Source organism: Nitratiruptor sp. YY08-26, assembly GCF_016593215.1.
Classification (GTDB): domain Bacteria; phylum Campylobacterota; class Campylobacteria; order Campylobacterales; family Nitratiruptoraceae; genus Nitratiruptor; species Nitratiruptor tergarcus.
This window is the reverse complement of record NZ_AP023063.1, coordinates 1,564,662-1,589,422: the sequence shown is the minus strand read 5'-3', so window position 1 is coordinate 1,589,422 and position 24,761 is coordinate 1,564,662. Positions and strand designations below refer to the sequence as shown.

The following is a 24,761-nucleotide window of genomic DNA, read 5'->3' as shown; positions in this document are numbered from 1 at the left end:
TTATAAACCATGATGAAAGTTATAATATAAAAAAGGAGAATGAAATGGGAAAATATGTTGAACTCAATGCATCAAATTTTGATGAAACTATCAAAAACGGTGTTGTAATGGTAGATTTTTGGGCGCCTTGGTGTGGGCCTTGTAGAATGATTGCACCAATTGTTGATGAATTAGCAGAAGAGTATGAAGGAAAAGCAACGATTGCAAAAGTAAACACTGATGAAGAGCAAGATATTGCTATTAAGTATGGTATTCGCTCTATTCCAACTATTCTCTTTTTCAAAGATGGAGAGCTTGTTGATCAAATGGTAGGAGCTGCGAGCAAGGATGTCTTTAAACAAAAACTTGATGCGCTTCTTGGATAATTTTGGGGCATTCGCCCCAAAAGAGTTACGATTGCAGAAGCTCTTCTCCAATCCTAACTCTTCAAATGTAAGGAAAATCAATGCTTGACTTGGCGATTGTCGGTGGCGGACCTGCAGGTCTTACAGCAGGACTCTATGCAACAAGAGGCGGTTTAAAAGATGTCGTGATGTATGAAAAAGGTCTGCCAGGAGGCCAGATTACTCAATCAAGCGAAGTGGAAAACTATCCTGGTGTGTGTGAAGTAGTAACAGGAATGGAGCTCATGGAGTGTTGGCCTAAACAGGCGATGCGTTTTGGATTGCAACACCAGATGCAAGAGGTCAAGCGAATTGAGCGCAATTGTGATGGGACATTTACTATTAAACTTGTAGATGGAAGTGAGCAAAAAGCAAAAGCTGTCATAGTGTGTACAGGAAGTGTGCCTAAGAGAGCTGGCTTTGAGGGTGAGGATCAGTTTTTTGGAAAAGGTGTGAGCACCTGCGCTACCTGTGATGGCTTTTTTTATAAAGATAAAGAGGTTGCTGTACTTGGAGGCGGTGATACAGCTTTAGAAGAGGCGCTCTACTTAGCAAATATTGTCAGCAAGGTCTATCTCATTCATAGACGTGACAAGTTCCGTGCTGCGCCTGCAACAGTAGAGCGTGTGATGAAGAATCCAAAAATTGAACTTCTTCTTAATGCAAGTGTCAAAAGAGTGTATGGTGATGAGCGAGGAATGGAAGGGATTATTATAGAGCAAGAGGGCAAAGAGAGAGATCTTAAAGTTCCAGGAATCTTTGTATTTGTCGGAATGAATGTAAATAATGATGTGCTTAAACAAGAAGATGGTAGCTTCTTGTGTAGTGTTAATCACTGGGGTGAAGTTATTGTAGATCTTCGTATGCGTACAGACATACCTGGCCTTTTTGCTGCTGGAGACATACGTGCAGATGCTTCGAAGCAGGTGGTTTGTGCTGCAGGTGATGGAGCCACAGCAGCTTTGAGTGCTATTAGCTATATAGAAAATATAGGAGAGTTACGACCATGTTAAATGTAGGTATTTATGGAGGAAGTGGAAGAGTAGGAAGCTTACTTATCAAAAATTTGCAAAATGATGAAGTTGCAAAAGTGAGCTGTGTACATGTTATAGAAGGTATTGAGATTGAAGTACCTGGCGCAGTTGTGACAAATGATATTGATACGCTGATACAAAATAGTGACGTTATTATCGATTTTACATTGCCTGAAGGTACGCAGGCACTTTTGGAAAAACTTCTTATTACTCCAAAGCCGCTTGTAAGCGGCACGACAGGTCTTAATGATCATCAGATCAATCTCTTACGAGAAGTTGCACAAAAAGCTCCAGTTCTCTATGCGACAAATATGAGTTTAGGAATAGCAATACTAAAGCGTCTCGTAGCTCTTGCAAGTGAGAAGCTAAGAGATTTTGATATAGAGATAGTAGAGATGCATCACCGCTATAAAAAAGATGCTCCAAGTGGTACTGCGCTAACTTTAGCTGAATTTGCTGCAAAAGCTAGAGGGCTTGATCTTGATGAAGTTCGTGTAAGTGGAAGAGATGGCAATATAGGTGAACGTAAAAAAGATGAGATAGGAGTTTTTGCTCTGCGTGGTGGCGATATAGTAGGACGCCATACAGTAGGTTTTTACAATAATGGAGAGTATTTGGAGCTTAACCATACCGCTACAAGCCGTGACACTTTTGCTAAGGGTGCAATTAAGGCTGCAAAATGGGTGGTTTCTCAGGAGCCAGGACTCTATACGATAGATGATTGTTTAGGGTTGTAAAATGTGTTCAGTAATAGGGCTCTTTAATGTTCCAGAGGCTGCGAAATATGCCTATTTTGGTCTCTTTTCTCTCCAGCACAGAGGACAAGAAGCTGCTGGTATTGCAAGTAGTGATGGAGAAAAGATCTATATCACCAAAGGTAGAGGGCTTGTAACACAAGTTTTTGATGAGACAAAACTCACAAAACTCATTGGTTCAAGTGCTGTAGGACATACAAGATACTCAACTGCTGGTGAAGACTCAGTCCTTGATGCCCAACCGATATTTGCTCGCTATGACTTGGGGCAGATTGCTGTTGTGCATAATGGTAACCTCACAAATGCGAAGCAAGTACGAAGAGAGCTCATCAAAGAGGGTGCGATTTTTCAGACATTTATGGATACAGAAAATCTCATACACCTCATCGCAAGAAGTCATAAAGAGCATCTTTATGATCGTATTATAGAAGCATTGCAGCAAATTGAAGGGGCATATTCACTGATACTTTTGAGCCGTAAAAAGATGTTTGCTGTACGTGATCCTCACGGTTTTCGTCCTCTTTCTATGGCAAAGTTAGGAGATGGTTGGGTTGTGGCAAGTGAGACGTGTGCTTTTGATCTCATAGGAGCAGAGTATGTAAGAGATATACGTCCTGGGGAGCTTGTAGTTTTTGAAGAGGGCAAAGAGCCAAGAAGCATTCAAGTCTTTGAGCCAACTCCTCATAAATGTATTTTTGAGTATATCTACTTTGCTAGACCAGATAGCAATATTTTTGGTAAAAATGTGTATAAACTGCGCAAAGCAATGGGAAGAGAGCTTGCAAAAGAGTATCCTGTAGAAGCTGATATGGTTGTACCTGTACCAGATAGTGGTGTAGCATCAGCGATTGGATATTCTGAAGAGAGTGGTACCCCTTTTGAGCTTGGAATCATTCGTAATCACTATGTAGGACGTACATTCATCGAGCCTACCCAAGCTATTCGGGATCTCAAAGTCAAAATGAAACTCAATCCTATAAAAAATGTAATAAAAGGCAAGCGTCTCGTTGTTATTGATGATAGCATTGTACGGGGGACTACAAGCAAAAAAATAGTAAATATTTTAAAAGATTTTGGTGCAAAAGAGGTGCATATGCGTATCTCTGCTCCTCCTACAACGGGACCATGCTACTACGGGGTCGATACACCTACAAAAGAGGAGTTAATAAGTTCACGCTACTCAGTTGAGGAGACAAGAAAATATATAGGAGCAGATACTTTAGCCTATCTTTCAATTGATGGGCTACTTCGCAGTGTAGGAAACGATTTAAGCTACTGTATGGCATGTTTTGATGGCAATTATCCAGTGCCATTAAAAGAGTAGGGAAGCGATTGAGAGAGATAATTACATTTGGAAAATACTATAAAAAACGTATCAAAAAGAGAGTAAAAAAAATCCCCCTAGGACTTTCTGGGTTTACTTGTCCAAATATTGATGGACGGGTTGCCAAGGGGGGATGTACTTTTTGTGAAAATGAATCCTTTGCTCCAAATCTTGGAAAAAGTAAGAAATTCTTTTTAAATCCCGATACAAAAGAAAATCCTCTCTTGCAAAAGCAGATCCAAGAGATAGAGTTCCAATATAGTGCAACGGCAGGCTACTACCGCCAAAAAGGGTATGAGAAATTCTTAGCTTATTTTCAAGCTTTTACCAATACCTATGCTCCATTAGACACTCTGCAAAAGCTTTATGAGCATGCATTATCACAAGAAGATTGCATTGGGCTCAGCATTGGTACACGCAGTGACAGTGTGAGTGAAGAGGTGTTGGATTATCTTGCCAAGCTTTCATCTGCATATGAGATATGGATCGAGTATGGAATACAGAGTGTCTTTGATGAGACTTTAGAGAAGATAAATAGAGGGCATGATAGCAAGAGTGTGGAGGAGTGGATAAAACGCTCTAAAGATAAGGGCTTGAAAGTGTGTGGGCATGTAATTTTTGGTTTGCCTGGAGAAAACCAGGAAATGATGCTGCAGACTGTACAAAAAGCAGTGGAGTGGGGTATAGATTCTATTAAAATCCATCCCCTCTATGTTGTCAAAAATACGGCATTAGCGGTTGATTATATGAAAGGCAGATTTACACCAATTACCCAGGATCTCTATATCGATACTTTGCTCAAAGCTTTCGATATTTTGCCAAAAGATATGGTTGTACAGCGAGTCACTGCTGGTATAGGAGACAGCTCGTTGCTTGGCCCCTCTTGGTGCGCTGATAAGAATGCACAGCTGCGTTCGATTCGCCAAGCTTTAATAAAGAAGGGCCTCAAGTATTAGCGAGCAATCATTCCTCTTTTGCAACCTCGTGCTGCATTCTTTGCTTTTTCAAGAAGTGCAGCAAGGGGAGTTTTAGGAGTAATTTTACCTTTGAGATTAATGCGCATTTCGGTAAGATAGCCTTTTTTGCAGATAAATTTTACTCGTTTGCCTGCTCCTTTGAAGAATGCTTTGTCAAACTCTTTTCGAATCTTCCAAGTAGCTACTCTCTTACCTCTATTTTGTAAAAAAAACTGTTTTATTGGACTTTGATTGAGTTGTGAAACAAGACTTATTGCATCAAGAAAATAGATATCTGGTTTTTTACTATAGCAGCTGCCATGTTTGACCCATTCATGCTTATGGAGTCCTGATACATAACCAGGCATATACTCTATAAGAAGCTCTGCTAAAACTGGCGAGATATCAACTTTAATCTCTTGCCAGTAGCCTTTTTTATCGAGAATTTTGTTGCGTGGTGAGACGTTACAGTAGTGTTTGCCTTTTGGCCAGAGGCCATGGAGTGTAAAATTAGTTTTCCAAAATGGTAGCATCTTTTTGCAAGCGCGGTAGTTTTGCGTTTTACACACACTTGGATACCAGTTGATTGCTAAAATATATTCTCCTGCAAAGAGTGTAGCACTAAGAAGGAGGGTGAGGAGAAGCTTTTTCATTTTCTACTCCTTTTTTCTTCTATTCCACTCATACCAAAACGTCTTTTGAGTTCTTTACGTACAAGTTCTGGAGATATATCGCTATATGCAAGGGCTACGAGAGCGTGATAGACAAGATCTGCACACTCATAAATAATCTCATCACGATTTTTGTCTTTCACTGCAAAGCAAAATTCCCCTGCCTCTTCTATAACTTTTTTGAGAATACTATTTTCTCCCTTGCTAAAAAGTTTTGCAGTCCACGATTTTTCAGGATCTGCCTCTTTTTTCTCTTGGATCACATGGTAGAGTGTATCAACGACATCCTCATACATCTCTTGAGGATTTTGGAGAGGCTCACTTGTACTCTTACCTGTTTGCAAGTCTTTATAAAAGCAGCTTTTGCGCCCAGTATGGCATGCTGGTCCTGTTTGCTCTACTTGCAAAAGAAGTGTGTCGCTGTCACAATCAAGCCTTATTGCTTCTACTTTTTGTACATTACCGCTACTTTCACCCTTTTTCCAAAGCTTTTGACGGCTTCTGGAGTAGTAGTGAGCATACCCTGTTGCAACTGTCTTTTCAAAAGCCTCTTTGTTCATGTAAGCAAGCATCAAAACTTCGCCTGTTTGACTATCTTGCACAATTGCTGGGATGAGGGGATGTTTTTGCCAATCTATCTGAAACTGCATGGTCTCCCTTTACCAGAGGGCTCAGCGCCCTATGGCAGTTGCTTTTTGTCTGTCTTTGCTATCGATCCAGATATTAGGTACAGCACCACCAGGTGTTAAGAAGATCTTTGCATCTTTGTTGGTTTTAAGAGCTTCGTTGAATTTGCCCTGTACTTCAATCTGTTTGAGTTGCAAAAGCTCAGGTGTCACACTTTTTGCAATAGCGATGTTAGCCTGTGCTTTTGCTTTTGCTTCAATCATGATACGCTCTGCTTCACCTTGCGCGCGAATCTTTTTCGCTTCTGCTTCACCTCTAGCTTGAGCAGCACGTTTTTCGGCTTCCTGTTTTGCTTTTTCTACTTCATACTTCATACGCTCAGCCTCTTGTTTGGCGATTTGGACTCGCTCAATTTGATCCTTGATTTTTGGAGGAAGGTTGATTTCTCTGAGCTGCACTGATTCTAAAAAGACAGGCTTATTTTTGAAACTATCGATCTTTTTGCGGATCTCTTGCTCAATGAGTGCAGCAATTTCGTTTCGTTTAACTGGAAGTTCTTCAGCTTTATAACGACCTATGACATTACGTACAACTTCGCGTACAACTGCATTGATGAGTTTCTCTTCCCAGCTTAACCCCCATGTAGCAATAGTTTGTGGAGCATTTGCAGGATTGAGTCTGTATTGAACTGTCAAATCAATGCTAACAGGAAGCCCTCTTGCATCAAGAACAGTAATAGCCGGTTTTTCGATAATGCCTTCGTTTATATTGCCAAACGAGGTATCACGCTCACTCTTATAGTTAATGATACGTACCTTTGTATCTACTTTGATAATTTTTTGGATACCAGGTACGAAAAAGTGGATACCGGGCGCCAATGGAATAGGATCGAATTTTCCTGCTGTTACTTTAATACCAACTTCACCAGATTGGATAATAGTATAGGGCTTAGCAATGATGAAAAGTACTGCTATTGCTAAAATAACATATAAGATAGTTGCTTTTTTACTAAAATCTTTCAAAAATTGTGGGGTTTTATTGCCCCCCTCATCATTCATCTTGTTTTTAAAATAGTCATTCAAATCTGCTGGCATAGTGCCTCCTTAAATATATGTGAGCATATGTTCGTATGCTGGATTACGTCCATAGACGATATCAAAATAGGCTGTTTGCAGCTCTTTTGTCATTTCGCCTCTGCTGCCACTTCCAATAATACGCCCATCTACTTCACGAATAGGCGTAACCTCTGCAGCTGTTCCTGTAAAGAATGCTTCATCTGCAATATAGACTTCATCTCTTGTTACTCTTCTGCGCTCTATTGGAATCCCTTTTTCATGAGCGATTTTTAAGATAGTATCTTGTGTAATCGATTCAAGAGAGTTATCATTTGGCGGACTTATAAGGACGCCATCACGTACAATAAAGAGGCATTCACCACTACCTTCAGCAACAAATCCCTCCTCATCAAGTAAGAGTGCTTCTTCATATCCTGCTATTATTGCTTCATATTTTGCCATTTGGGAGTTAAGGTAGTTAGCAACCGCTTTTGCTTTACCCATAGTGGATTTAACGCTATTTCTTGCAAAAGAGCTTACTTTGACGCGAATACCTTTTTCTAATCCCTCATCGCCAAGATATGCTCCCCATTTCCATGCTGCAATAGCAACTTCAACTGGTGCGTTAACATGGTAGAGTCCCATAACACCATAACCAAGATATATGAGAGGGCGAATATAGACATTGCCATCAAAACTGTTTTGACGAAGAAGCTCTATTTGTGCATTCTCTAGCTCTTCAAGCGTATAGGGTACTTTAATTGCTGTAATTTTAGCTGAGTTAAGTAGCCTCTTTGTGTGATCTCTAAGGCGAAAAATAGCGAGCCCTTTTGCAGTTTTATAGGCTCTTGTGCCTTCAAAAACGCCATTACCGTAGTGGAGTGTATGAGTTAGGACATGCACTTTTGCATCGTCCCAAGGAACAAACTCTCCATTCATCCATATATATTTCGCTTTTTCCATGTTTGCAAAAATCCTTTAACATTTTATAAAGTGGATTTAAGTCTATCAAAATATAGGTTAAATTATAATAATTAAAAAAGATAAATGAGAGGAAGCAATGGAAGAGGCAAGAATCTATTTTGGATCAACTCCAGCGACAAAAGAGGAAAAAAGAGAGGTTCGCTCTCCATTTAATGACAAGATAGTATCGATCTATCCAGTTTGTAGTGCAGATGATGCACATAAAGCTTTAAAAATTGCGCAAGAGGCCTTTGCTAAACACAAAGACTCTCTTCTTAGTCAAAGGATCGCGTGGCTACGAGATGTAGCAAATAGGCTCAAAGAGCAAAAAGAGGAGTTTGCTCTTACTATTACCAAAGAGGTGGGAAAGCCGATTAGCTTTAGTAGGATAGAAGTACAAAGAGCAATCGAGACTATTGAGCTCAGTGCCGATTTTGCTACTTCTCTTGCGGGAGAAACAATTAATACTGATGCTACGCAAAGTGGTAGAAAAACGATGAGTTTTTATAAACGCGTACCTGTTGGTGTAGTGGTGGCAATCACGCCATTTAATTTTCCACTCAATCTCTCAGCCCATAAGCTTGCTCCTGCACTTGTTGCTGGTAATGCAGTAGTGTATAAACCAACTCCTGAAGCTCCTCTTACAGGCTATAAGCTTGCAAAACTTTTTATTGAGAGCAAATATGCTTTGCCTGATATGCTCAGTGTAGTCTATGGTGACGCAGAAGTGGGAAGTGCACTTGTACAAAGTGATATTCCAAGAAAGATAAGCTTTACAGGAAGTGTTCCTGTTGGAAAAATCATTATGAAAAACGCTGGAATAAAAAAGGTGAGTTTAGAGCTTGGCGGTAATGCAGCTACTTTTATAGATAAAGATGCAGATATTAAAGCTGCTGCAAGCCGCTGCGCAGTAGGTGCCTTTGTCAATAGTGGACAGGTGTGTATCAGTTTGCAGCGAATATATGTGCATGAAGATGTGTATGAGGAGTTTGCACAAGCGTTGGCCGAAGATACAAAAAAACTCAAAGTGGGTGATCCTTATGAGCCAGATACTTTTATGGGTCCACTTATTAATGAGGATGCAGCAATAAGGGCTCAACGTTGGGTGCAAAGTGCAATAGAGCAAGGAGCGAGAGCTATCTTGGAAGGAAAAAGAGAGGGACGCTACTTTTATCCAGCTATTTTAGCTGATGTTACCGATGAAATGGAAATTGTTTGTGAAGAGGTTTTTGCGCCGATTGTAAGTCTTGTAAAAGTAAAAAATTATGAAGAGGCGATAGCAAAAATGAATGACTCTCCGTATGGTTTACAGTTTTCAATCTTTACTAAAGATATAGAGTTGATCAAACGTTTTGTTGATGATGCTGAGGCTGGAGGAGTAGTAGTAAATGACATTCCAACGCTACGTTTTGATATTCAGCCTTATGGTGGAGTAAAACTTTCAGGAATTGGGCGTGAAGGACCAAGATTTGCGCTTGAAGAGTATACAGAGCTAAAATCGGTGGTGATAGTATGAGACTCTTATTAATTGAAGATGACAGGTTTTATGCCAAACAGGTACAAGTCTTTTTGCGGGAGCGTTTGGGTTATGAAGTAGATGTTGTTCGCAGCTACGAAGAGTATAGAGAACTTCCTACATTAGAGCCCTATAAATATGTTTTATTAGATATATTTTTACATGATTGTTTGGAGTGTGATCTTGTTGATGAGATAATTAAACAAAATAAACCGGTCATTGTCATAACCTCTTCAGAAGATCTCTCTATTTTTGATAGATACAATAAAAAAAAGATAATCGATTATGTCATTAAAAATGATATGGTGCGGCTCGAATATCTTATAATGAAGCTAAAAATCTTAGCTTTTATGGAGCAGTATGGTGTGCTTCTTGTAGAAGATTCGAGTAGCTATCGCCGCTATCTGTACAATTTTTTTAAGATCTACTATCCCTATTCAAATATTATGGTAGCAGGTGATACAAATGAGGCGCTCCAGATCTTAAATGAAAATGATGACTTTATCAAATTGGTTGTGACAGATTATGTGCTTGGTAATAATACCAATGGTTTAGAACTGGTTAAAGAGATCCGTCGTAACTATCTCTTTGAAGATATTGCTGTCATTGCTTTGACAGGCCTCGATGTCAATAACATAATGACTCGCTTTTTAAAAAGTGGTGCTAACGACTTTTTACAAAAGAGTTTTTCAAACTTTGAATTTGTGTGCCGGGTTGATAATGTGATTAAATCACTTATTCAGTTTGAAGAGATTAAGAGTTTTGTTAATCGTGACTATCTTACAGGCTGCTTTAATAGACGCTATCTGTACGATGCAGGTCTGAAAATGTATCAGGTACTCAGGCGAGCTGAAAAACCTATCTCTATTGCAATTTTTGATCTTGACCATTTTAAAAATCTCAATGATACCTATGGTCATACAGCTGGCGATAAAGTACTTAAAGACTTTTCAAGAATATTGCAAGAGAGTATCAGGGGCAGTGACTTTGTGGTACGCTATGGTGGAGAAGAGTTTTTGATGTTTTTGGGTTCCTGTGATGCGCAGATGGCAAAGCAGATAATTGAAGAGAGGGTACGCAAGAGAGTGGAAAATCGAGTATTGCAGCTTGATGAGGGAGAGATACGCTACAACTTCTCTTGTGGAATATGTGATACAAGCTGTGCTGATAGTTTTGAAGATCTCATAAAAAAAGCTGATGAAAAACTCTATGAAGCTAAAAGGGTGCGAGGTATGACAGTTGCCTAAGATTGCTATGAGTGCATGCTTGGCTGGTGTAAATTGCCGCTATAATGGGAAAAATAAGAAAAACGTTAAGCTATTAGAAAAACATAAAAAAGATGAGATTATACTCTTTTGTCCTGAAGATGCGGTGCTTGGTACTCCAAGAGAGACGATAGATATTGTTGAAGGTAGAGCCATTGGCAATGAGACGCAACAAGACTACACAGAAGCTATAGAAGAGCAAGCACAAAAATTTATAGCACAATATCCAAATATCGATATTATTTATTGCAAGAGCAAATCACCTAGTTGTGCTCTTTGCAGTGCAAAGATATTTGATAAGAATAAAAATCTGTTACAATCTACTGGTACAGGTATATTTATACAAGAGTTGCAAAAGCACTATAAAAATGCAAAATTTATAGAAAAGGATGGAGATGCTTGAGATAGGTCAAAAGGCACCAGATTTTTGTCTGCCCAACCAAGATGAGGTAGAGATCTGTTTGCAAGATCTCAAAGGAAAATGGGTGGTTCTCTACTTTTATCCAAAAGATAATACGCCAGGCTGTACTACAGAGGCTTTGGATTTTACTGCTCATCTTGAAGAGTTTGAAGAGCTTGGTGCAGTTGTTTTGGGAGTGAGTCCACAAGGGTGCGATTCTCATAAGCGTTTTATAGAAAAAAAAGATCTTAAAGTAACACTTTTATGTGATGAAGAAATAGAAGTACTCAAAAAGTATGGCGCGTGGGGTATGAAAAAGATGTATGGGAAAGAGTATGAAGGGGTCATTCGCACAACTGTTTTAATAGATCCACAAGGAAATATTGCTTATATCTGGCCAAAAGTACGAGTGAAGGGGCATGTTGAAAAAGTCCTAGAGAAACTTCGAGAGCTTATAGAAAATTAAGAAAATTTTAGATAATATTAGCCGCCTTTTATTACACACGCACTAATCCTTGACGGGTTGCGGCAAAGCCGTTGATGAGTGCGGAGGCAAAACCTCAATTAAAACAAGGAGCTTTACATGGTTACAATGAAAGATTTGCTAGAGTGTGGTGTACACTTCGGGCATCAGACAAGACGATGGAATCCAAAGATGAAGCCATATATCTTTGGTGTAAGAAAAAATATCCACATTATTGACTTGCAAAAGACACTGCGCTACTTCCGTTATACTTATAATGTAGTAAGAGATGCGGCAAAAGAGGGTAAAACAATTCTTTTTGTAGGAACGAAAAAACAGGCGAAAAATGCCATTGAAGAGTATGCTAAGAAGTGTGGTATGCCTTATGTAAATGCAAGATGGCTTGGTGGTACTCTTACAAACTTCAATACTATTAGAAAATCAATTAGAAAACTCGAAATCATAGAAGATATGGAGAAAAATGGTCAAATTGACCTTCTTACAAAAAAAGAGGCATTAATGCTTCGCAGACGTAAAGAGAAATTAGAAAATTTTCTTGGCGGTATCCGCGATATGAAAAGACTCCCTGATATGCTTTTTATCATAGATGCAGTGAGAGAGCATATTGCTGTAAAAGAGGGAAATAAGCTTGGTATTCCTATTGTTGCGCCTCTTGATACTAACTGTGATCCAGACCTCATCGATTATCCAATTCCTGGAAATGATGATGCTATTAGAAGTATCCAGCTTTTCTGTAAAGAGATGGCTGAAGCTATAATCGAAGGAAAAGAGCTTAGAGAGCAAGAGTTAGAGGGTGAAGAGCAAGAAGAGGTAGCACCAGTAACAGAGGAAGAGAAGCAAGAGGTTATTGAAGAAGCAAGAGAAGAGATTGCAGCTGAAGAAGCTGGTGAAGAAGTTAAAGAGGAGGAGAAGTAATGGCAATTAGTGCTGCACAAGTTAAAGAACTTAGAGAGCGCACAGGCGCCGGTATGATGGATTGTAAAAAAGCGCTGCAAGAAGCAAATGGAGATATGGATAAAGCGATAGAGATCCTTCGCAAAAAAGGTATTGCAAAAGCTGCTAAAAAAGCAGACAGAATTGCAAGTGAAGGAACAATTGCAGTGCAAGTAAGCGATGATTATAAGTGTGCAACTATTGTAGAAGTAAACTCTGAAACAGATTTCGTTGCACAAAATGAGAACTTCAAATCTTTGGTTGAACGAGTAAAAGGCCATATTGCTGAGAGTGCAGTAGAAAGTGTAGAAGAGCTCTATAAAACTCCGATTGACAATGTGATTTTTGAAGAGTACATGAAAGCAGAGATTGCAAAAATTGGTGAAAACATCGTTGTACGTCGATTTGACAAAATCTGTGTAGAGGGTCCAGGCGTTGTTAATGGATATCTCCATATGGGTGGAAAGATTGGTGTAATTGTTGCAGCAAGTTGCGATAAAGAAGAGGTATGCACTTCAATCAAAGATCTTTTAAAAGATGTTGCAATGCATATTGCAGCGATGAATCCAAAATATCTTGATGAAGCATCAATTCCAGCTGATGTGATTGAAAAAGAGAAAGAGATAGCTGCAGCGCAACTTGAAAAAGAGGGTAAACCTGCCAACATCATTGAAAAAATCATTCCTGGAAAGATTAAGAAGTTTGTAGAAGAGAATACGCTTCTTGGACAAAAATTTGTAAAAGATGATAAAAAAAGCGTAAAACAAGTGATCGATGAAGCTGCAAAAGCAGCAGGTGGGACTGCGAAAATCATCGGTTTTATCCGCTATGAACTTGGTGAAGGAATCGAGAAAAAAGAAGAGGATTTTGCTGCAGAAGTCGCTGCGCAAATGAAGTAAGTGAAGTAAGGCAAAAAAGCCCGAAGGCTTTTTAGAAGGACAACTGCTTGTCCTTCGTGCCTTTTTTAGATAATTACTTATCTTTCCCAAAAATAAAGGGAATTTATGACTCTTTTAGAAGCAACAAACATCTCCCACTCCTTTGATTATCCACTTTTTGATGATGTTAATATTAAACTCCATGCTAAAGAGAGTATTGCAGTAGTAGGAGTGAGTGGTAGTGGAAAATCGACACTGCTGCATATTCTCTCTACCCTTTTAGCTCCAAAAAAAGGGAGTGTAAAGCTTTTTGGTCAGGAGATATACACAAAGAATACGCAAAAGCAGCTTTTACATATCAGACGTTACAAAATTGGTATAGTGTTTCAGTCTCACTATCTCTTTAAAGGATTTAGTGCTAAAGAAAATATTGAAGTTTCTTCGCTTCTAGTCAATCATCCTATTGATGAAGAGATTATAAAAGCTTTTGGAATTGAGAGAGTATTGGAAAAAAGAGTTACTGAGCTTAGTGGAGGAGAGCAGCAAAGAGTAAGTATTGCAAGAGTTTTAACAAAAAGACCAAAGATTCTCTTTGCGGATGAGCCTACAGGAAATTTAGATAAAAAGACTGCTGGTGCAGTTATGGATGTACTATTTCACTATGTGCAGGATAATGATGCAGCGCTTTTTCTCGTGACACACGACTTACAACTTGCACAAAGATGTAGCAAAGTATATAGACTCGAGGATTTGAGGCTCAAAAGCCTCCAGTAGATTTTAAAGATCTACTTTTTAAGGTTGAAACCGACCCACATCAATGATGAAGTCCCCATCAATGCAGCATATACAAGTCCAAGAATTTCAGATGGTGCCATAATTTCTCCTTATTTTATTTATTATTAGTTCAAATAATTCAATAAGAGCTATGCTTTTATCTTATTGATAGTACTATCCTATATAAATATAAATAAAATTAATCTTAATCTATTGAGAATGCGGAAGAATTTGGATTTTTTATGCTCTTTATAGCATTTTTGATAAGAAAAATTTCTTTTATTGATGAAGTTTTTTGAACACTATGGAAGGAAGTTTGCGTTTTTAAAGATAAACTCTCCTAGCTCTCTAAGTAAAAGAGGATTATAATGGATATGCTCTAATCCCACAGAAAAAGTATATTTTTTCCCATTTTTTGTAATGAGTTTGTTGTAAAAATCGATAAATTTATGTGTTCCATTTTTACAGAGGATATCGTTGTTGTATGTTTCATAATTTTTGTCGTTACCTGCAATTATTTCACAAAAGACATGAAAAACTTTTTGCCGATCATTTGGATTTATGAAGGTATCAAACCAATTTTTTCCAATTACCTCTTCTTCATCATATCCCAGACCTTCAATTTCATTATGAAACTCAACTATATTACCCATCTCATCAAGTACTACAAGTAAAAATGGAACATATTGCTGCATTATTTTTCTTTCTCTTTTTCTGCTTCGGCAATTAAAACATCTTCAATTATCTTATCTATATCTCCATCAAGAATCGCTTCTACATTGGAGTATGCTTTGCCACTGCGGTTGTCTTTAACTTGCTGATATGGTGCTAGTACATAACTGCGTATCTGGTGTCCCCAACCTATATCACTCTTTTCAATTCCCTCTTGTTCTGCTCTTTTCTTTTCAAGCTCTAACTCATAGAGTCTACTTTTGAGCATCTTCATAGCAGTTGCTCTGTTTTTATGCTGACTTCTATCATTTTGGCATTGTACTACTATACCAGTAGGGATATGCGTAATCCGGATAGCTGAGTCTGTTTTATTGACATGCTGCCCTCCAGCACCACTTGCACGGTAGGTATCCACACGGATGTCCTTATCTTCGATAACAATATCAATATCATCATCCACCTCAGGACTCACCATCACTGAAGCAAAAGAGGTATGGCGCCTTGCATTAGAATCAAATGGGCTGATACGCACGAGCCGGTGAATACCGTTTTCAGTTTTTAAGTAGCCATAAGCATTTTCACCTTTGATGATAAAAGTTACATCTTTTATTCCAGCCTCATCCCCCTCTTGGTAATCAAGTACTTCGACTTTAAATCCATGTCTCTCAGCCCAGCGCAGATACATACGATACAAGATACTTGCCCAATCTTGTGATTCAGTTCCTCCTGCACCAGGATGGATGGTAACGATTGCGTTTTTATCATCATTTTCGCCGCTTAGCATTGTCTCTATCTCAATTTTGCTCACCTTTTCTTCAAGTGAAGGTGCCTCTTCAAAAAGCATTGCAAGCGTCTCTTCATCATTTTCTTCTGTTGCCATTTCAAAGAGTTCTTTACTCTCTTCAACAGCTGTTTTTGCCTCTTTGTATTTTTCTAAAATACGTGAGAGTCTATTTTTCTCTTTTTGGATCTCTCCAGCCCTCTTAGCATCATTCCAAAAATCTGGAGAGTTTTCTAACGTTTCTATCTCTTGAATGCGTTTTGCTATTATCTCAGGTTTGATAATATTTTTGATATTTTCTATCTTTTGCTCTAATTTTTTTAAAAGTTCTCCATATTCGTAACTATCCAATATTTTCTCCTGTTTAGGGTAAAATTTCATCAGTGCAATTATATCAAAAGGCTTGTAATGAAAGTTGTCCATACACCGCAAGAGTTACAAAAGTTGCGAAAGGAACTGCAAGGAAGCGTGGGGTTCGTACCTACAATGGGGGCATTGCATAGTGGCCATCTTGCTTTGATTGAGCGAAGTATCAAAGAAAATGATCATACTATTGTATCTATTTTTGTAAATCCTACGCAGTTTTTACCTGGAGAAGATTTTACTCAATATCCTAGACGCCTTGAGGCTGACAAAAAAATTTGCGAACTTGCTGGTGTAGATGTCCTTTTTTTGCCAAAAAAAGATGCTATATATAATGAAGATGAGATTTTGCTCAAAGCACCAAAAGTAAAAGGGTATATTTTGGAAGGTCATTTTAGACCAGGACACTTTGATGGTGTATTGCAAATTGTCAATAAACTTTTTCATATTACTTCTCCTACACGAGCCTATTTTGGTAAAAAAGATGCCCAACAGCTCTATTTAATCCAGCAGATGGTGAGAGATTTCTTTTGGGATATCGAGATAGTACCGTGCGAAATTGTGCGTGATCCTGATGGGCTAGCCCTTAGTAGTCGAAACCTTTATTTAAATGAAAGTGAAAGACAAAAGGCTCTTCTTTTATCGCAATCTTTGAAAAAAGCTGCTAAAATGATTCAACAAGGGATAGAGGATTGCTCTATTATTAAAAAGAGGATGCAAGAGATTTTAGAACCTTTAGAAGTTGAGTATATTGAAATAGTAAATCGAGAATTTAAACCTTTGAATATGGTAGAAATTGGTAATACAATAATATTGGTGGCTGCCTTTGTTGGCAAGACGAGATTAATAGATAATTTGTGGATATAAAAAGGCAATTAATGGATTGTAAACAAGTATCACTTAAAAAAGAACTACATGATGGAATGAAAGAGCAAGTTGCTGATATTGCAAAAAAGACTTTGGCATTTATGACAAAGAGCGGAATCGATCTTACACCAATAAATTATGATGAGTGGTTTTTTGTTATGTGCAAGGCGATTAGTGAGCAGCATGTACTCTCGCAAAAGAATCTCATGGTTTTGCATCAAAAATATTTTAAAGATTTGCCAAAATTAGAGGATCTTGAAGAGGTAAAAGAGGTAAGTTATAATCTTAAAAACATCGCACAAGGCTCAGAAAAAGCATTAGATGCATTTGCATCCAATATTGGTATGCATGATCAATATATCCAAGAGAGTATAGATGCGATTAATGGACAAGATCTTCAAAAGATGGAATCTTTAATAGGAAAGATGTTAAATCTTGAAAAAGAGAATCGTAAACTCAAAAAGATTCTTGAAGAAAATAGACAGAAACTTGAATTTATAGAGAGCAAATTTAATGAGCAGAAAAAAGAGGCACAATACGATGCACTCACAGGACTTCTTAATAGGCGAAGTTTTGATAAAGATATGGAACAGCTTGATAAAATAAAGATGGGATATAGCCTCTTGATACTTGATATCGATAACTTCAAAAAAATCAACGATACTTATGGTCATCTCATTGGCGATGAAGTACTGAAAGAAGTAGGAGAGATTTTAAGAAATTATGTAAGAAAAAATACCAAAGCCTACCGGTATGGTGGTGAAGAGTTTGTTGTGTTACTTCCTGAAGGTAATAAAATAGCAGCACAAAAGGTGGGCGAGAGACTGCGAGAGGTTATCGAACATAAAAATCTCAAATTACCAAATAGTGGACAGATGTTGCAGTATACTGCTAGTTTTGGAGGAGCAGAAAAGCAGCCAAATGAGACATATAAAGAGGTGCTCAATAGAGCAGATAAAGCACTCTATGAAGCAAAAAGAACTGGGAAAAACAGAGTAGTAATTAAGTAGTTTTTAGTGATTGCACTATTGTTTTGACAATAGTAGTAGCACCTTCAAGTGGAGCAAGTGAGAAGAGTTTTTGGCTGAGGGGGCTAAGATCTGCTTCAATAATCTCTTCAAGTCTATGGTTTGGATAGAGAAAAGCTGCTCCTCTGTTTACAAGATATTTGGCATTGTAGTACTGATGATTGCCTGCTGCATAGGGGTAGGGGACAAAAAGAGCAGGAAGTGCATTTGCACAAAGCTCCCACAGAGTGCTTGCGCCTGCCCGTGATACAGCAAAATCGGCTTTTGTCATAGTATGGGCGAGATTTTTATCAAAAGCAAAAACTTCTGCTTCTATTCCCATTTTTTCATAAGCATTTTTGACTCTCTTATAGTCTTGCTTCCCTGTTTGATGTATGATAGATATATTTTTGCAAGCAAGGAGAGGAGCATTTTGCAAAGCAATATCGTTTATTTGTTTTGCTCCTTGACTCCCACCTAAAAAGATGATTGTTTTTAATTTTGTACGTACTCTTCTTGTGTGTAAAAACTCTGGATTAACAGGATAGGGATCAAAAGGCGGTGTAAAGGAGCAAAAGACTCTTTTTGCAAAAGGAGAGAGAAGAGTATTGAGTTTACCAAAACGTGCATTTTGCTCATGGATAAAAAGAGGTGTAGAAGATAGGAGTGCACCAAAACTTGCAGGAGCAGCAGAGTACCCTCCAACACTTACTACCGCATCAATATTATAGTTTTTAATGATCTCTTTTGATTTGATGGCTAAGCGTGAAATATTCCAAAGAGAGGAGAGTTTTTTGACTCCTTTTTGATTGACTACACCTCTGCTCTCGAAAAACCATTTTTGCGAAAAACTCTTATCACTCTCAAACCATTCTCTATCTTGCCCATAGGTAGATCCGATATAGAAGGTTTTAACTCCTTGTTTGACAAATGCGCTATTGAGACTTTTTGCAATAGCAAGATGACCACCAGTACCTCCCCCTGTAAGAAGAATATTCATACCTTTTCTCTCCTGCTTAAAAGCAGTACCATACCAAGTGCTACACCATTGGCAATCATGGAACTTCCTCCGTAGCTGAGCATAGGAACTGCGATTCCTTTGACAGGTAAAAGACTACTTATACCGTAGGCGTTTATAAGCAGAGAAAATCCTATGAGCATAGCAACTCCCACACTAAAAAGATACGTAATTTTATCTTGCGTTTGGTTTGCAAGTTTGAAGAGTTTATGGAGCAAAAGAATATAGAGTACCATCAATAGCGCAATACCTACAAATCCGATCTCTTCAGTAAGTCCAGAGAGTACAAAGTCGGTATGCACTTCACTCAAAAAACCGAGTTTAAGTTCCCCATTACCTATGCCTTGTCCTAAAAATCCACCATTATGAATAGCGTGAAGGGAGTTTATGATCTGATAAGACTCTTTGACATTATCAAGTTTTAGCTCTTGTGCTATCCAGTCTGGCATAAAAGAGAGTATATACTTTTGAGCACTTGCCCACCACATTTTTATTCTTGCGATACGGTGTGCAGAAATATTTATAAAGAGAATAAAAACAGCAAAAGCAATTCCCAATAAAAGTATAAAAAGCTTGAAACTCCTTCCAGCGAAAAAAAACAGAATTACAAAGGTAAGCCCAAGTACGATGACCTGTCCTATATCATTTTGAAAAATGGCAATAGAGACGGCTGCCAGGAGAAAAACAGTGAGATAAGGAATGACGAGAATTAATTCATGCAGAAACTTTTTTGGAGAGTTTTTTTCAAATTTTCTTGAAAAGCTCCATGCTAAAAAGAAAACAAATCCTACTTTGAAAAACTCTACGGGAGCTAAAGAGAAAAAAGGAAACTTAATCCATCTCTTTGCTCCGCCAACTGCTGTGACTAAAGATTGAGGGAGAAAGTTCATCAAAAACATGAGTAAAAAAAAGATTATAAAAAGTCCTAGTCCCAGAGCTTTTGCATATTTTGGATGTAAATTTGCAATAAACCACATAACTCCAATTGCTGCAAAGCCAAAAAGTGCTTGGCGAATAAAAAAATGGTATTGGTCATATCCAAAATAGAGTGTTGTATAGACTGTAAGTGAATAAGATGTGAAGATACTTACTGTAATGATAGCTGTTGCGATAAGAAAAATCGATTTTTGCATAATTCTCTTTTAAGTCAATATTTATTGCACTAGGAGTATTATTTTAACCATATTTAGCCCAAAACAATGTTAAGAAACAATATATGCAGATTCCAACAAAATTCTATAAAATTATCGCTATCTTTTCTCTCTTTTTTTTGGGGATTCTCATTTTTTTAGGCGTTGTTTTTAAAATTATAGTTGAAAAAAGAAAGCTGCCGCGCCTGTACATAGAAGAGAAAAATAGAGCTTTAAGAGGATCGATTATAAGTGCGGAAGGCTATCAAGTAGCATACTCTAATAAGCTCTATAAAGTGGCAGTCAATACAAGATGTATCGATCCTCAAAAAAAAGAGCTTTTTGTACGCCTTTTTAGTATTTATAGCAAAATCCCTCCACAAGAAGTTAGGCAAAAACTGCAGAAAAAAAAGGGGTATGTAGTTCTTTCATACACAATTGATACCAAAACTGCATATCAGCTCAAAATACTCTCTCGCAAACTCAATGCATTAGATATTTTTATACCATATAAGGTTGGGCAAAGAGTTATAAAGCAGGGACTGACCATATTAGAGAGTGGAGAGACACGCAATTTTCCCTATGGAGATACTCTAACTCCTGCTATAGGATATGTAAGTAAATATGAAGATTCTGGATATACAAAAATCAAAGGTATCAAGGGGTTAGAGAAGTATTATGAGAATAAAATATCTCCCAAGCAAGATGGAGTGATTCGAGGTAAACGAGATATAGGCAATAATATTATACTCAATAAAGAAGCTTTTATAAAAAAACGTCTTGATGGATACAATCTTCATCTCAATGTCAATATGCTTTTGCAAAAAAATATAGAAAATATACTTGATACACAAAAGGCAGATCTAGAAGCTAAAGAGATAATAGCTGCAGTAATGGAGTCAAATTCAGGTAAAATTTTAGCTATAGCAAGTTCTAATCGCTACGATCCAAAAAATATACAAAAAAGAGATCTCCCTTCACTCAATCCAAAATTTACCGAATATCCGTTCGAGCCGGGTTCTGTTATGAAGCCTATGACTTTTTCACTTCTTTTAGAGCATGGCCTCGTTTCGTCACTTGAAGTAGTAAGAGGTTACAATGGACGTATGAAACTGGGGAGAAAATATATTACAGATGAGCATAAGTTTGATTGGTTGAGTGCTGAAAATGTCATTGTGCATTCAAGCAATATTGGTATTGCCCAACTGGCACAGAGATTGAGTTATCTGCAATTTTCTCAGGGTTTAAAAATGTTGGGATTTGGTAAGCCCACAGGAGTCGATCTTCCTTATGAAAAGAGTGGCAAATTACTACCTCCCTATAAACTTAAAAGTGAAATTTACAAAGCGACTGTAGGCTATGGATATGGGATGACAGTGACATTTATGCAGTTACTCAGTGCTTATAATCTTTTTAATAATGATGGATACAAGGTAACTCCAAGAATAGCTACATTTATAACTTTAGAAAATGGTAAAAGAATATTTTTGAAAAAGAGTAAAAAACGTAAAATTCTTTCGAGTAAAACAGTGGCTACTATGCACAATATCTTACAAAAAGTAGTCGAAAAAGGTACAGGGACAGTAGCCAAAATTGATGGATTAGAAATCGGTGGTAAAACTGGTACCGCGCATATATCACGGGGAGGAAGATACCAAAATGCATATATCACCTCATTTTTCGGTTTTGCAAATGATGCAAAACATCGTTATACGATTGGTGTCACTGTATTTGAGCCAAAGACAAAACATTTTGCTTCCCAAACCGCAGCGCCTATCTTTCGCAATATAGTTATTGAACTCATCAACGAGGGTTATCTCACTCCAAAAAACGAACAATAATTTTGATAAAATATCGGTTAAACTACTATAGAGGATTTCTATGGATATACGAAAAGCGTTTTTAGACTATTTTGCAAGCAAAAATCATACTATCTATCCAAGTGCCCCGTTGGTGCCAGAAGATCCAACCCTGCTTTTTACCAATGCTGGGATGGTGCCATTTAAAAAGATCTTTACTGGTGAGATACCAGCCGAAGTTCCAAGAGCGACGAGCTGCCAAACCTGTATCAGAGCAGGCGGAAAACACAACGATCTTGAAAATGTGGGCTATACCGCAAGGCACCATACCTTTTTCGAGATGCTTGGAAACTTTAGTTTTGGAGACTATTTTAAAGAGGAGGCCATTGCCTATGCCTGGGAGTTTGTGACAGAAGTTTTAGAGCTTCCGGTTGAAAAACTTTGGGTAACAGTGCATGAAAGCGATGATGAAGCTGAAAAAATATGGCAGAAGTTTGTAAAAAAAGATCGCATCAAACGCTTTGGAGACAAAGATAATTTTTGGCAGATGGGCGATACAGGTCCATGTGGACCATGTAGCGAAATCTTTTATGATCAAGGCGAAGAGCATTTTAATGGTCCAGAAGACTATCTTGGCGGTGAAGGGGATCGTTTTTTGGAGATATGGAACCTTGTTTTTATGCAGTATGAGAGAAATGAAGCTGGCGAGCTTCTGCCGCTTCCAAAACCAAGTATCGATACCGGTATGGGATTGGAGCGTATTACGGCAATCAAAGAGGGAGTTTTTAGCAACTACGATAGCTCACTCTTTATGCCAATTATCAATGCTATTAGCGAACTGGCAAATAAAAAATATATCTATAAAGAGGGTGCAAGCTTTCGTGTCATCGCCGATCATATCAGAGCTGTTACCTTTTTGCTCGCGCAAGGAGTGATGTTTAGCAATGAGGGGCGTGGATATGTTCTCAGAAGAATTTTGCGAAGAGGGGTGCGCCACGGTTATTTGTTGGGACTTAAAGAGCCATTTATGTATAAACTCGCTTCCAATGTAGCTGATCTCATGGGCAAGCACTATGACTATCTTCCGCAAAAATTGCCAACTGTTCAAGAGCAGATACGAGCAGAAGAGGAGCGCTTCTATCAAACAATAGAAGCAGGAATGAAACTTTTTGAAGAGGAGTTATCTAAAACAAAAGAGACCTTTAGCGGTGATGTGGCATTTAAACTCTACGATACTTATGGGTTCCCGCTCGATTTAACTGAAGATATGTTAAGAGAAAAGGGACTAAAGCTTGATAAGAGCCGCTTTGAAGTGCTTATGCAAGAGCAGCGGCAGCGCGCTAAAGCAGCATGGAAGGGAAGTGGTGACGTTGCTTTAAGTGGAGATTTCAAAGAGCTTTTGGGTCTGAAAAACGAGTTTGTAGGATATGAAAAACTCAAAGCCCATACCATTATCACAGGGTTGCTAGATGAAAACTTTAAAAAGTGTAATGCTTTGCAACCTGGCCAAAAAGGGTGGATTTTACTAGAAGAGACTCCATTTTATGCTGAAAGTGGCGGACAGATTGGTGATAGAGGCGAGATTCGGCTCTATGAGGGTGAAACAGTTGCAAAAGTGCTTGATACGAAGAAGTTTTTTGATCTGAACTTAAGCCTCGTAGAAGCTGTGAAGGAAGTGAAAAAAGATGAAGCAGTAGAGGCGATTGTGGATAAAAGCAGGCGCGAAATTGCCAAACACCACTCAGCTACCCATATTCTGCATTCTGCGCTGAGAAGAATTTTGGGTGAGCATGTGACCCAGCAGGGAAGTTTAGTAGAGGCAAACAGACTTCGGTTTGACTTCTCTCATCCAAAACCATTAAGTGCTGATGAGATCCAAAGAGTGGAAAACTTTGTCAACGAAGTGATTGCCCAAGGGATTGAGGCAAAAGTAGAAGAGATGCCGATTGAAAGGGCTAAAGAAAAAGGAGCGATGGCGCTTTTTGGCGAAAAATATGGCGATGTTGTAAGAGTAGTTGAGTTTGGCGATGTAAGTGTGGAGCTATGTGGTGGAACCCATGTGAAAAACTCTGCTGAGATTGGCTCATTTTTTATTACAAAAGAGTCCGGTGTGAGTAGCGGTGTACGAAGAATTGAAGCGGTTTGTGGCATGAGTGCTGTAAATCTTGCAAAATCATGGAGAGAAGAGCTTAGTCTTGCTAGCGAAGAGGTAAAAAACAAAGATGTTGTAATTGGAATTAAAAAGCTCAAAGAGGAGATGAAAACACTCAAAGAAGAGCTAAAAAATGCAACCAAAGTGAGCGCAAAAGAGCTTAAAACCCAAGAGATAAATGGAGTCAAAGTCGTTATTGATGAAATTGATGGAGGCGATATCAAAAAAATTATCGATGATCTAAAAAATGCACATGAAAAAATTGCAGTGATGCTTTTTCAAAAAAAAGGAAATAAAGTCTTAATTGCTGCTGGAGCAAAAGGTATAGGACTTAAAGCTGGAGAGTGGGTCAAAGCGGTAGCTCCTATTGTTGGAGGCGGTGGCGGAGGACGTCCCGATTTTGCTCAAGCTGGCGGAAAAGATCCTTCTAAAGTAGCAGAAGCAAAAGAAGCAGCGCTTGCGTATGCCAAAGAGCATTTGAAGGAGGCGTAATGCTTTTATATACAATTTTTTTCCATGTGCTCAGTGCAATTATTTGGATAGGTGGAATGATAGCAGTGCGTTTTGCAGTGCATCCTGCCCTGCAAAATATTCAAGATGATGGAATAAGGCTTGCTAGGACTCTTGAGATGACAGGAAGACTATTTGCACTTGTCTTACCATTTATTTTTATCTTACTTGGTACTGGACTCTATCTGGCTCATATGTTTGGATTTAGAGGACATACAGATTTGAGTATGATAGTGCATGTAAAAGAGGCGATTTGGCTTATTATGGCGCTTAACTATGCTGGTATGGTCTATCTTCGCTTTCGTGCACAAAGCTACTATTTGGCAAGTAACTATCTGATGGCGAAGAAGTTTTTAAAACCGATTGCTACGTATATGCTTCCACTCAATATCTTTTTGGGTTTGGCTGCTATATATTTTGGCCTTGTTTTACGGGGATTTTGAA

The 24,761-nt window shown here is 38.3% G+C and carries 25 protein-coding genes; 17 read left to right on the top strand and 8 right to left on the bottom strand.

From position 1 onward, the window contains the following. Nucleotides 1-44: 44 nt before the first annotated feature. The 5 genes from trxA (at nt 45) to JG738_RS08510 (ending at nt 4,452) form a co-directional block, all read left to right on the top strand. A complete protein-coding gene (gene trxA / locus JG738_RS08530) occupies nt 45-365 on the top strand; it encodes a thioredoxin (RefSeq protein ID WP_084274645.1) in 321 nt (106 codons plus the stop codon). Nucleotides 366-445: 80 nt separating this feature from the next. Continuing rightward, nucleotides 446-1,396, top strand: coding sequence for a thioredoxin-disulfide reductase (trxB, locus tag JG738_RS08525; protein ID WP_201337499.1), 951 nt, complete (start codon nt 446-448; stop codon nt 1,394-1,396). Further along, nucleotides 1,390-2,154, top strand: a complete 765-nt coding sequence (gene dapB / locus JG738_RS08520; protein ID WP_201337498.1) for a 4-hydroxy-tetrahydrodipicolinate reductase — start codon at nt 1,390-1,392, stop codon at nt 2,152-2,154. The genes trxB and dapB overlap by 7 nt, the downstream gene beginning before the upstream one ends. A 1-nt stretch (nt 2,155) precedes the next feature. After that, complete coding sequence (gene purF / locus JG738_RS08515; RefSeq protein ID WP_201337497.1) at nt 2,156-3,496, top strand: amidophosphoribosyltransferase; 1,341 nt, start codon at nt 2,156-2,158, stop codon at nt 3,494-3,496. An 8-nt stretch (nt 3,497-3,504) separates the two neighbouring features. Further along, nucleotides 3,505-4,452 (top strand): TIGR01212 family radical SAM protein, encoded by a 948-nt coding sequence (locus JG738_RS08510; protein ID WP_201337496.1) that lies wholly within the window; start codon nt 3,505-3,507, stop codon nt 4,450-4,452. Here the strand turns inward: JG738_RS08510 and JG738_RS08505 are convergent. Genes JG738_RS08505 through JG738_RS08490 form a run of 4 tightly spaced genes read right to left on the bottom strand, consistent with a single transcriptional unit; the run spans nt 4,449 to nt 7,768 of the window. Next, a complete protein-coding gene (locus tag JG738_RS08505) occupies nt 4,449-5,105 on the bottom strand; it encodes a hypothetical protein (protein WP_201337495.1) in 657 nt (218 codons plus the stop codon). The two genes, JG738_RS08510 and JG738_RS08505, sit on opposite strands and share 4 nt — an antisense overlap. Next, nucleotides 5,102-5,773: a bifunctional phosphoribosyl-AMP cyclohydrolase/phosphoribosyl-ATP diphosphatase HisIE gene (hisIE, locus tag JG738_RS08500; RefSeq protein ID WP_201337494.1), complete on the bottom strand. Its 672-nt coding sequence runs from the start codon at nt 5,771-5,773 to the stop codon at nt 5,102-5,104. The genes JG738_RS08505 and hisIE overlap by 4 nt, the downstream gene beginning before the upstream one ends. 21 nt (nt 5,774-5,794) lie before the next feature. Next, nucleotides 5,795-6,844, bottom strand: a complete 1,050-nt coding sequence (locus JG738_RS08495) for an SPFH domain-containing protein (protein ID WP_201337493.1) — start codon at nt 6,842-6,844, stop codon at nt 5,795-5,797. A gap of 9 nt (nt 6,845-6,853) precedes the next feature. Further along, the gene (locus tag JG738_RS08490; RefSeq protein WP_201337492.1) at nt 6,854-7,768 is read right to left on the bottom strand and encodes a branched-chain amino acid transaminase; all 915 of its coding nucleotides are present in this window, start codon (nt 7,766-7,768) and stop codon (nt 6,854-6,856) included. Nucleotides 7,769-7,865: 97 nt separating this feature from the next. Between JG738_RS08490 and JG738_RS08485 the strand changes: the two genes are divergently transcribed. The 7 genes from JG738_RS08485 (at nt 7,866) to JG738_RS08455 (ending at nt 14,018) form a co-directional block, all read left to right on the top strand. Beyond that, on the top strand, nt 7,866-9,284 hold the full coding sequence (locus JG738_RS08485; protein ID WP_201337491.1) for an aldehyde dehydrogenase family protein: 1,419 nt from the start codon (nt 7,866-7,868) through the stop codon (nt 9,282-9,284). After that, a complete protein-coding gene (locus JG738_RS08480; RefSeq protein WP_201337490.1) occupies nt 9,281-10,531 on the top strand; it encodes a response regulator in 1,251 nt (416 codons plus the stop codon). Before JG738_RS08485 ends, JG738_RS08480 begins: the two co-directional genes overlap by 4 nt. Then, nucleotides 10,524-10,952 carry a DUF523 domain-containing protein gene (locus JG738_RS08475; protein ID WP_201337489.1) on the top strand — a complete coding sequence of 143 codons (429 nt, stop codon included), beginning with the start codon at nt 10,524-10,526 and terminating at the stop codon, nt 10,950-10,952. Before JG738_RS08480 ends, JG738_RS08475 begins: the two co-directional genes overlap by 8 nt. Then, on the top strand, nt 10,945-11,415 hold the full coding sequence (gene bcp, locus JG738_RS08470) for a thioredoxin-dependent thiol peroxidase (RefSeq protein ID WP_201337488.1): 471 nt from the start codon (nt 10,945-10,947) through the stop codon (nt 11,413-11,415). Before JG738_RS08475 ends, bcp begins: the two co-directional genes overlap by 8 nt. Nucleotides 11,416-11,532: 117 nt before the next feature. Continuing rightward, complete coding sequence (rpsB, locus tag JG738_RS08465) at nt 11,533-12,348, top strand: 30S ribosomal protein S2 (protein WP_084274632.1); 816 nt, start codon at nt 11,533-11,535, stop codon at nt 12,346-12,348. Beyond that, a complete protein-coding gene (gene tsf / locus JG738_RS08460) occupies nt 12,348-13,265 on the top strand; it encodes a translation elongation factor Ts (RefSeq protein ID WP_201337487.1) in 918 nt (305 codons plus the stop codon). The genes rpsB and tsf overlap by 1 nt, the downstream gene beginning before the upstream one ends. Nucleotides 13,266-13,370: 105 nt before the next feature. Then, nucleotides 13,371-14,018, top strand: a complete 648-nt coding sequence (locus JG738_RS08455; RefSeq protein ID WP_201337486.1) for an ABC transporter ATP-binding protein — start codon at nt 13,371-13,373, stop codon at nt 14,016-14,018. Between the two features lie 302 nt (nt 14,019-14,320). On the opposite strand, the gene JG738_RS08450 is transcribed toward JG738_RS08455, so the two are convergent. Then, the gene (locus JG738_RS08450; protein ID WP_201337485.1) at nt 14,321-14,713 is read right to left on the bottom strand and encodes a PAS domain S-box protein; all 393 of its coding nucleotides are present in this window, start codon (nt 14,711-14,713) and stop codon (nt 14,321-14,323) included. Continuing rightward, on the bottom strand, nt 14,713-15,822 hold the full coding sequence (prfB, locus tag JG738_RS08445) for a peptide chain release factor 2 (protein ID WP_201337484.1): 1,110 nt from the start codon (nt 15,820-15,822) through the stop codon (nt 14,713-14,715). Before prfB ends, JG738_RS08450 begins: the two co-directional genes overlap by 1 nt. Before the next feature lie 57 nt (nt 15,823-15,879). Here prfB and panC point away from each other — a divergent pair, with 57 nt between their 5' ends. Both panC and JG738_RS08435 read left to right on the top strand, forming a co-directional pair. Next, on the top strand, nt 15,880-16,701 hold the full coding sequence (panC, locus tag JG738_RS08440; protein WP_201337483.1) for a pantoate--beta-alanine ligase: 822 nt from the start codon (nt 15,880-15,882) through the stop codon (nt 16,699-16,701). Between the two features lie 11 nt (nt 16,702-16,712). Continuing rightward, complete coding sequence (locus tag JG738_RS08435; RefSeq protein WP_201337482.1) at nt 16,713-17,711, top strand: GGDEF domain-containing protein; 999 nt, start codon at nt 16,713-16,715, stop codon at nt 17,709-17,711. Here JG738_RS08435 and murG read toward each other — a convergent pair. Both murG and JG738_RS08425 read right to left on the bottom strand, forming a co-directional pair. Then, complete coding sequence (gene murG / locus JG738_RS08430; protein ID WP_201337481.1) at nt 17,704-18,708, bottom strand: undecaprenyldiphospho-muramoylpentapeptide beta-N-acetylglucosaminyltransferase; 1,005 nt, start codon at nt 18,706-18,708, stop codon at nt 17,704-17,706. The genes JG738_RS08435 and murG overlap by 8 nt on opposite strands. After that, on the bottom strand, nt 18,705-19,859 hold the full coding sequence (locus JG738_RS08425) for an FtsW/RodA/SpoVE family cell cycle protein (RefSeq protein WP_236583153.1): 1,155 nt from the start codon (nt 19,857-19,859) through the stop codon (nt 18,705-18,707). The genes murG and JG738_RS08425 overlap by 4 nt, the downstream gene beginning before the upstream one ends. Before the next feature lie 83 nt (nt 19,860-19,942). On the opposite strand from JG738_RS08425, the gene JG738_RS08420 reads away from it, so the two are divergent. The 3 genes from JG738_RS08420 to JG738_RS08410 are packed head-to-tail and all read left to right on the top strand — an operon-like array spanning nt 19,943 to nt 24,760. Continuing rightward, on the top strand, nt 19,943-21,697 hold the full coding sequence (locus tag JG738_RS08420) for a penicillin-binding protein 2 (protein WP_201337480.1): 1,755 nt from the start codon (nt 19,943-19,945) through the stop codon (nt 21,695-21,697). A 40-nt stretch (nt 21,698-21,737) separates the two neighbouring features. Then, a complete protein-coding gene (gene alaS, locus JG738_RS08415) occupies nt 21,738-24,299 on the top strand; it encodes an alanine--tRNA ligase (protein ID WP_201337479.1) in 2,562 nt (853 codons plus the stop codon). Beyond that, nucleotides 24,299-24,760 (top strand): hypothetical protein, encoded by a 462-nt coding sequence (locus JG738_RS08410; RefSeq protein WP_201337478.1) that lies wholly within the window; start codon nt 24,299-24,301, stop codon nt 24,758-24,760. The genes alaS and JG738_RS08410 overlap by 1 nt, the downstream gene beginning before the upstream one ends. Nucleotide 24,761 lies beyond the last annotated feature (1 nt).

Bases quoted from the DNA above. Each gene is read 5' to 3' on its own strand.
- hisIE (WP_201337494.1), bottom strand. From the start codon at position 5,773: ATGCAGTTTCAGATAGATTGGCAAAAACATCCCCTCATCCCAGCAATT.
- panC (WP_201337483.1), top strand. From the start codon at position 15,880: ATGAAAGTTGTCCATACACCGCAAGAGTTACAAAAGTTGCGAAAGGAA.
- tsf (WP_201337487.1), top strand. From the start codon at position 12,348: ATGGCAATTAGTGCTGCACAAGTTAAAGAACTTAGAGAGCGCACAGGC.
- JG738_RS08480 (WP_201337490.1), top strand. From the start codon at position 9,281: ATGAGACTCTTATTAATTGAAGATGACAGGTTTTATGCCAAACAGGTA.
- trxA (WP_084274645.1), top strand. From the start codon at position 45: ATGGGAAAATATGTTGAACTCAATGCATCAAATTTTGATGAAACTATC.
- bcp (WP_201337488.1), top strand. From the start codon at position 10,945: ATGCTTGAGATAGGTCAAAAGGCACCAGATTTTTGTCTGCCCAACCAA.
- JG738_RS08455 (WP_201337486.1), top strand. From the start codon at position 13,371: ATGACTCTTTTAGAAGCAACAAACATCTCCCACTCCTTTGATTATCCA.
- alaS (WP_201337479.1), top strand. From the start codon at position 21,738: ATGGATATACGAAAAGCGTTTTTAGACTATTTTGCAAGCAAAAATCAT.
- dapB (WP_201337498.1), top strand. From the start codon at position 1,390: ATGTTAAATGTAGGTATTTATGGAGGAAGTGGAAGAGTAGGAAGCTTA.
- rpsB (WP_084274632.1), top strand. From the start codon at position 11,533: ATGGTTACAATGAAAGATTTGCTAGAGTGTGGTGTACACTTCGGGCAT.
- JG738_RS08505 (WP_201337495.1), bottom strand. From the start codon at position 5,105: ATGAAAAAGCTTCTCCTCACCCTCCTTCTTAGTGCTACACTCTTTGCA.
- JG738_RS08450 (WP_201337485.1), bottom strand. From the start codon at position 14,713: ATGCAGCAATATGTTCCATTTTTACTTGTAGTACTTGATGAGATGGGT.
- JG738_RS08410 (WP_201337478.1), top strand. From the start codon at position 24,299: ATGCTTTTATATACAATTTTTTTCCATGTGCTCAGTGCAATTATTTGG.
- JG738_RS08485 (WP_201337491.1), top strand. From the start codon at position 7,866: ATGGAAGAGGCAAGAATCTATTTTGGATCAACTCCAGCGACAAAAGAG.
- JG738_RS08435 (WP_201337482.1), top strand. From the start codon at position 16,713: ATGGATTGTAAACAAGTATCACTTAAAAAAGAACTACATGATGGAATG.
- murG (WP_201337481.1), bottom strand. From the start codon at position 18,708: ATGAATATTCTTCTTACAGGGGGAGGTACTGGTGGTCATCTTGCTATT.
- purF (WP_201337497.1), top strand. From the start codon at position 2,156: ATGTGTTCAGTAATAGGGCTCTTTAATGTTCCAGAGGCTGCGAAATAT.
- JG738_RS08420 (WP_201337480.1), top strand. From the start codon at position 19,943: ATGCAGATTCCAACAAAATTCTATAAAATTATCGCTATCTTTTCTCTC.
- trxB (WP_201337499.1), top strand. From the start codon at position 446: ATGCTTGACTTGGCGATTGTCGGTGGCGGACCTGCAGGTCTTACAGCA.
- JG738_RS08425 (WP_236583153.1), bottom strand. From the start codon at position 19,859: ATGCAAAAATCGATTTTTCTTATCGCAACAGCTATCATTACAGTAAGT.
- JG738_RS08490 (WP_201337492.1), bottom strand. From the start codon at position 7,768: ATGGAAAAAGCGAAATATATATGGATGAATGGAGAGTTTGTTCCTTGG.
- JG738_RS08495 (WP_201337493.1), bottom strand. From the start codon at position 6,844: ATGCCAGCAGATTTGAATGACTATTTTAAAAACAAGATGAATGATGAG.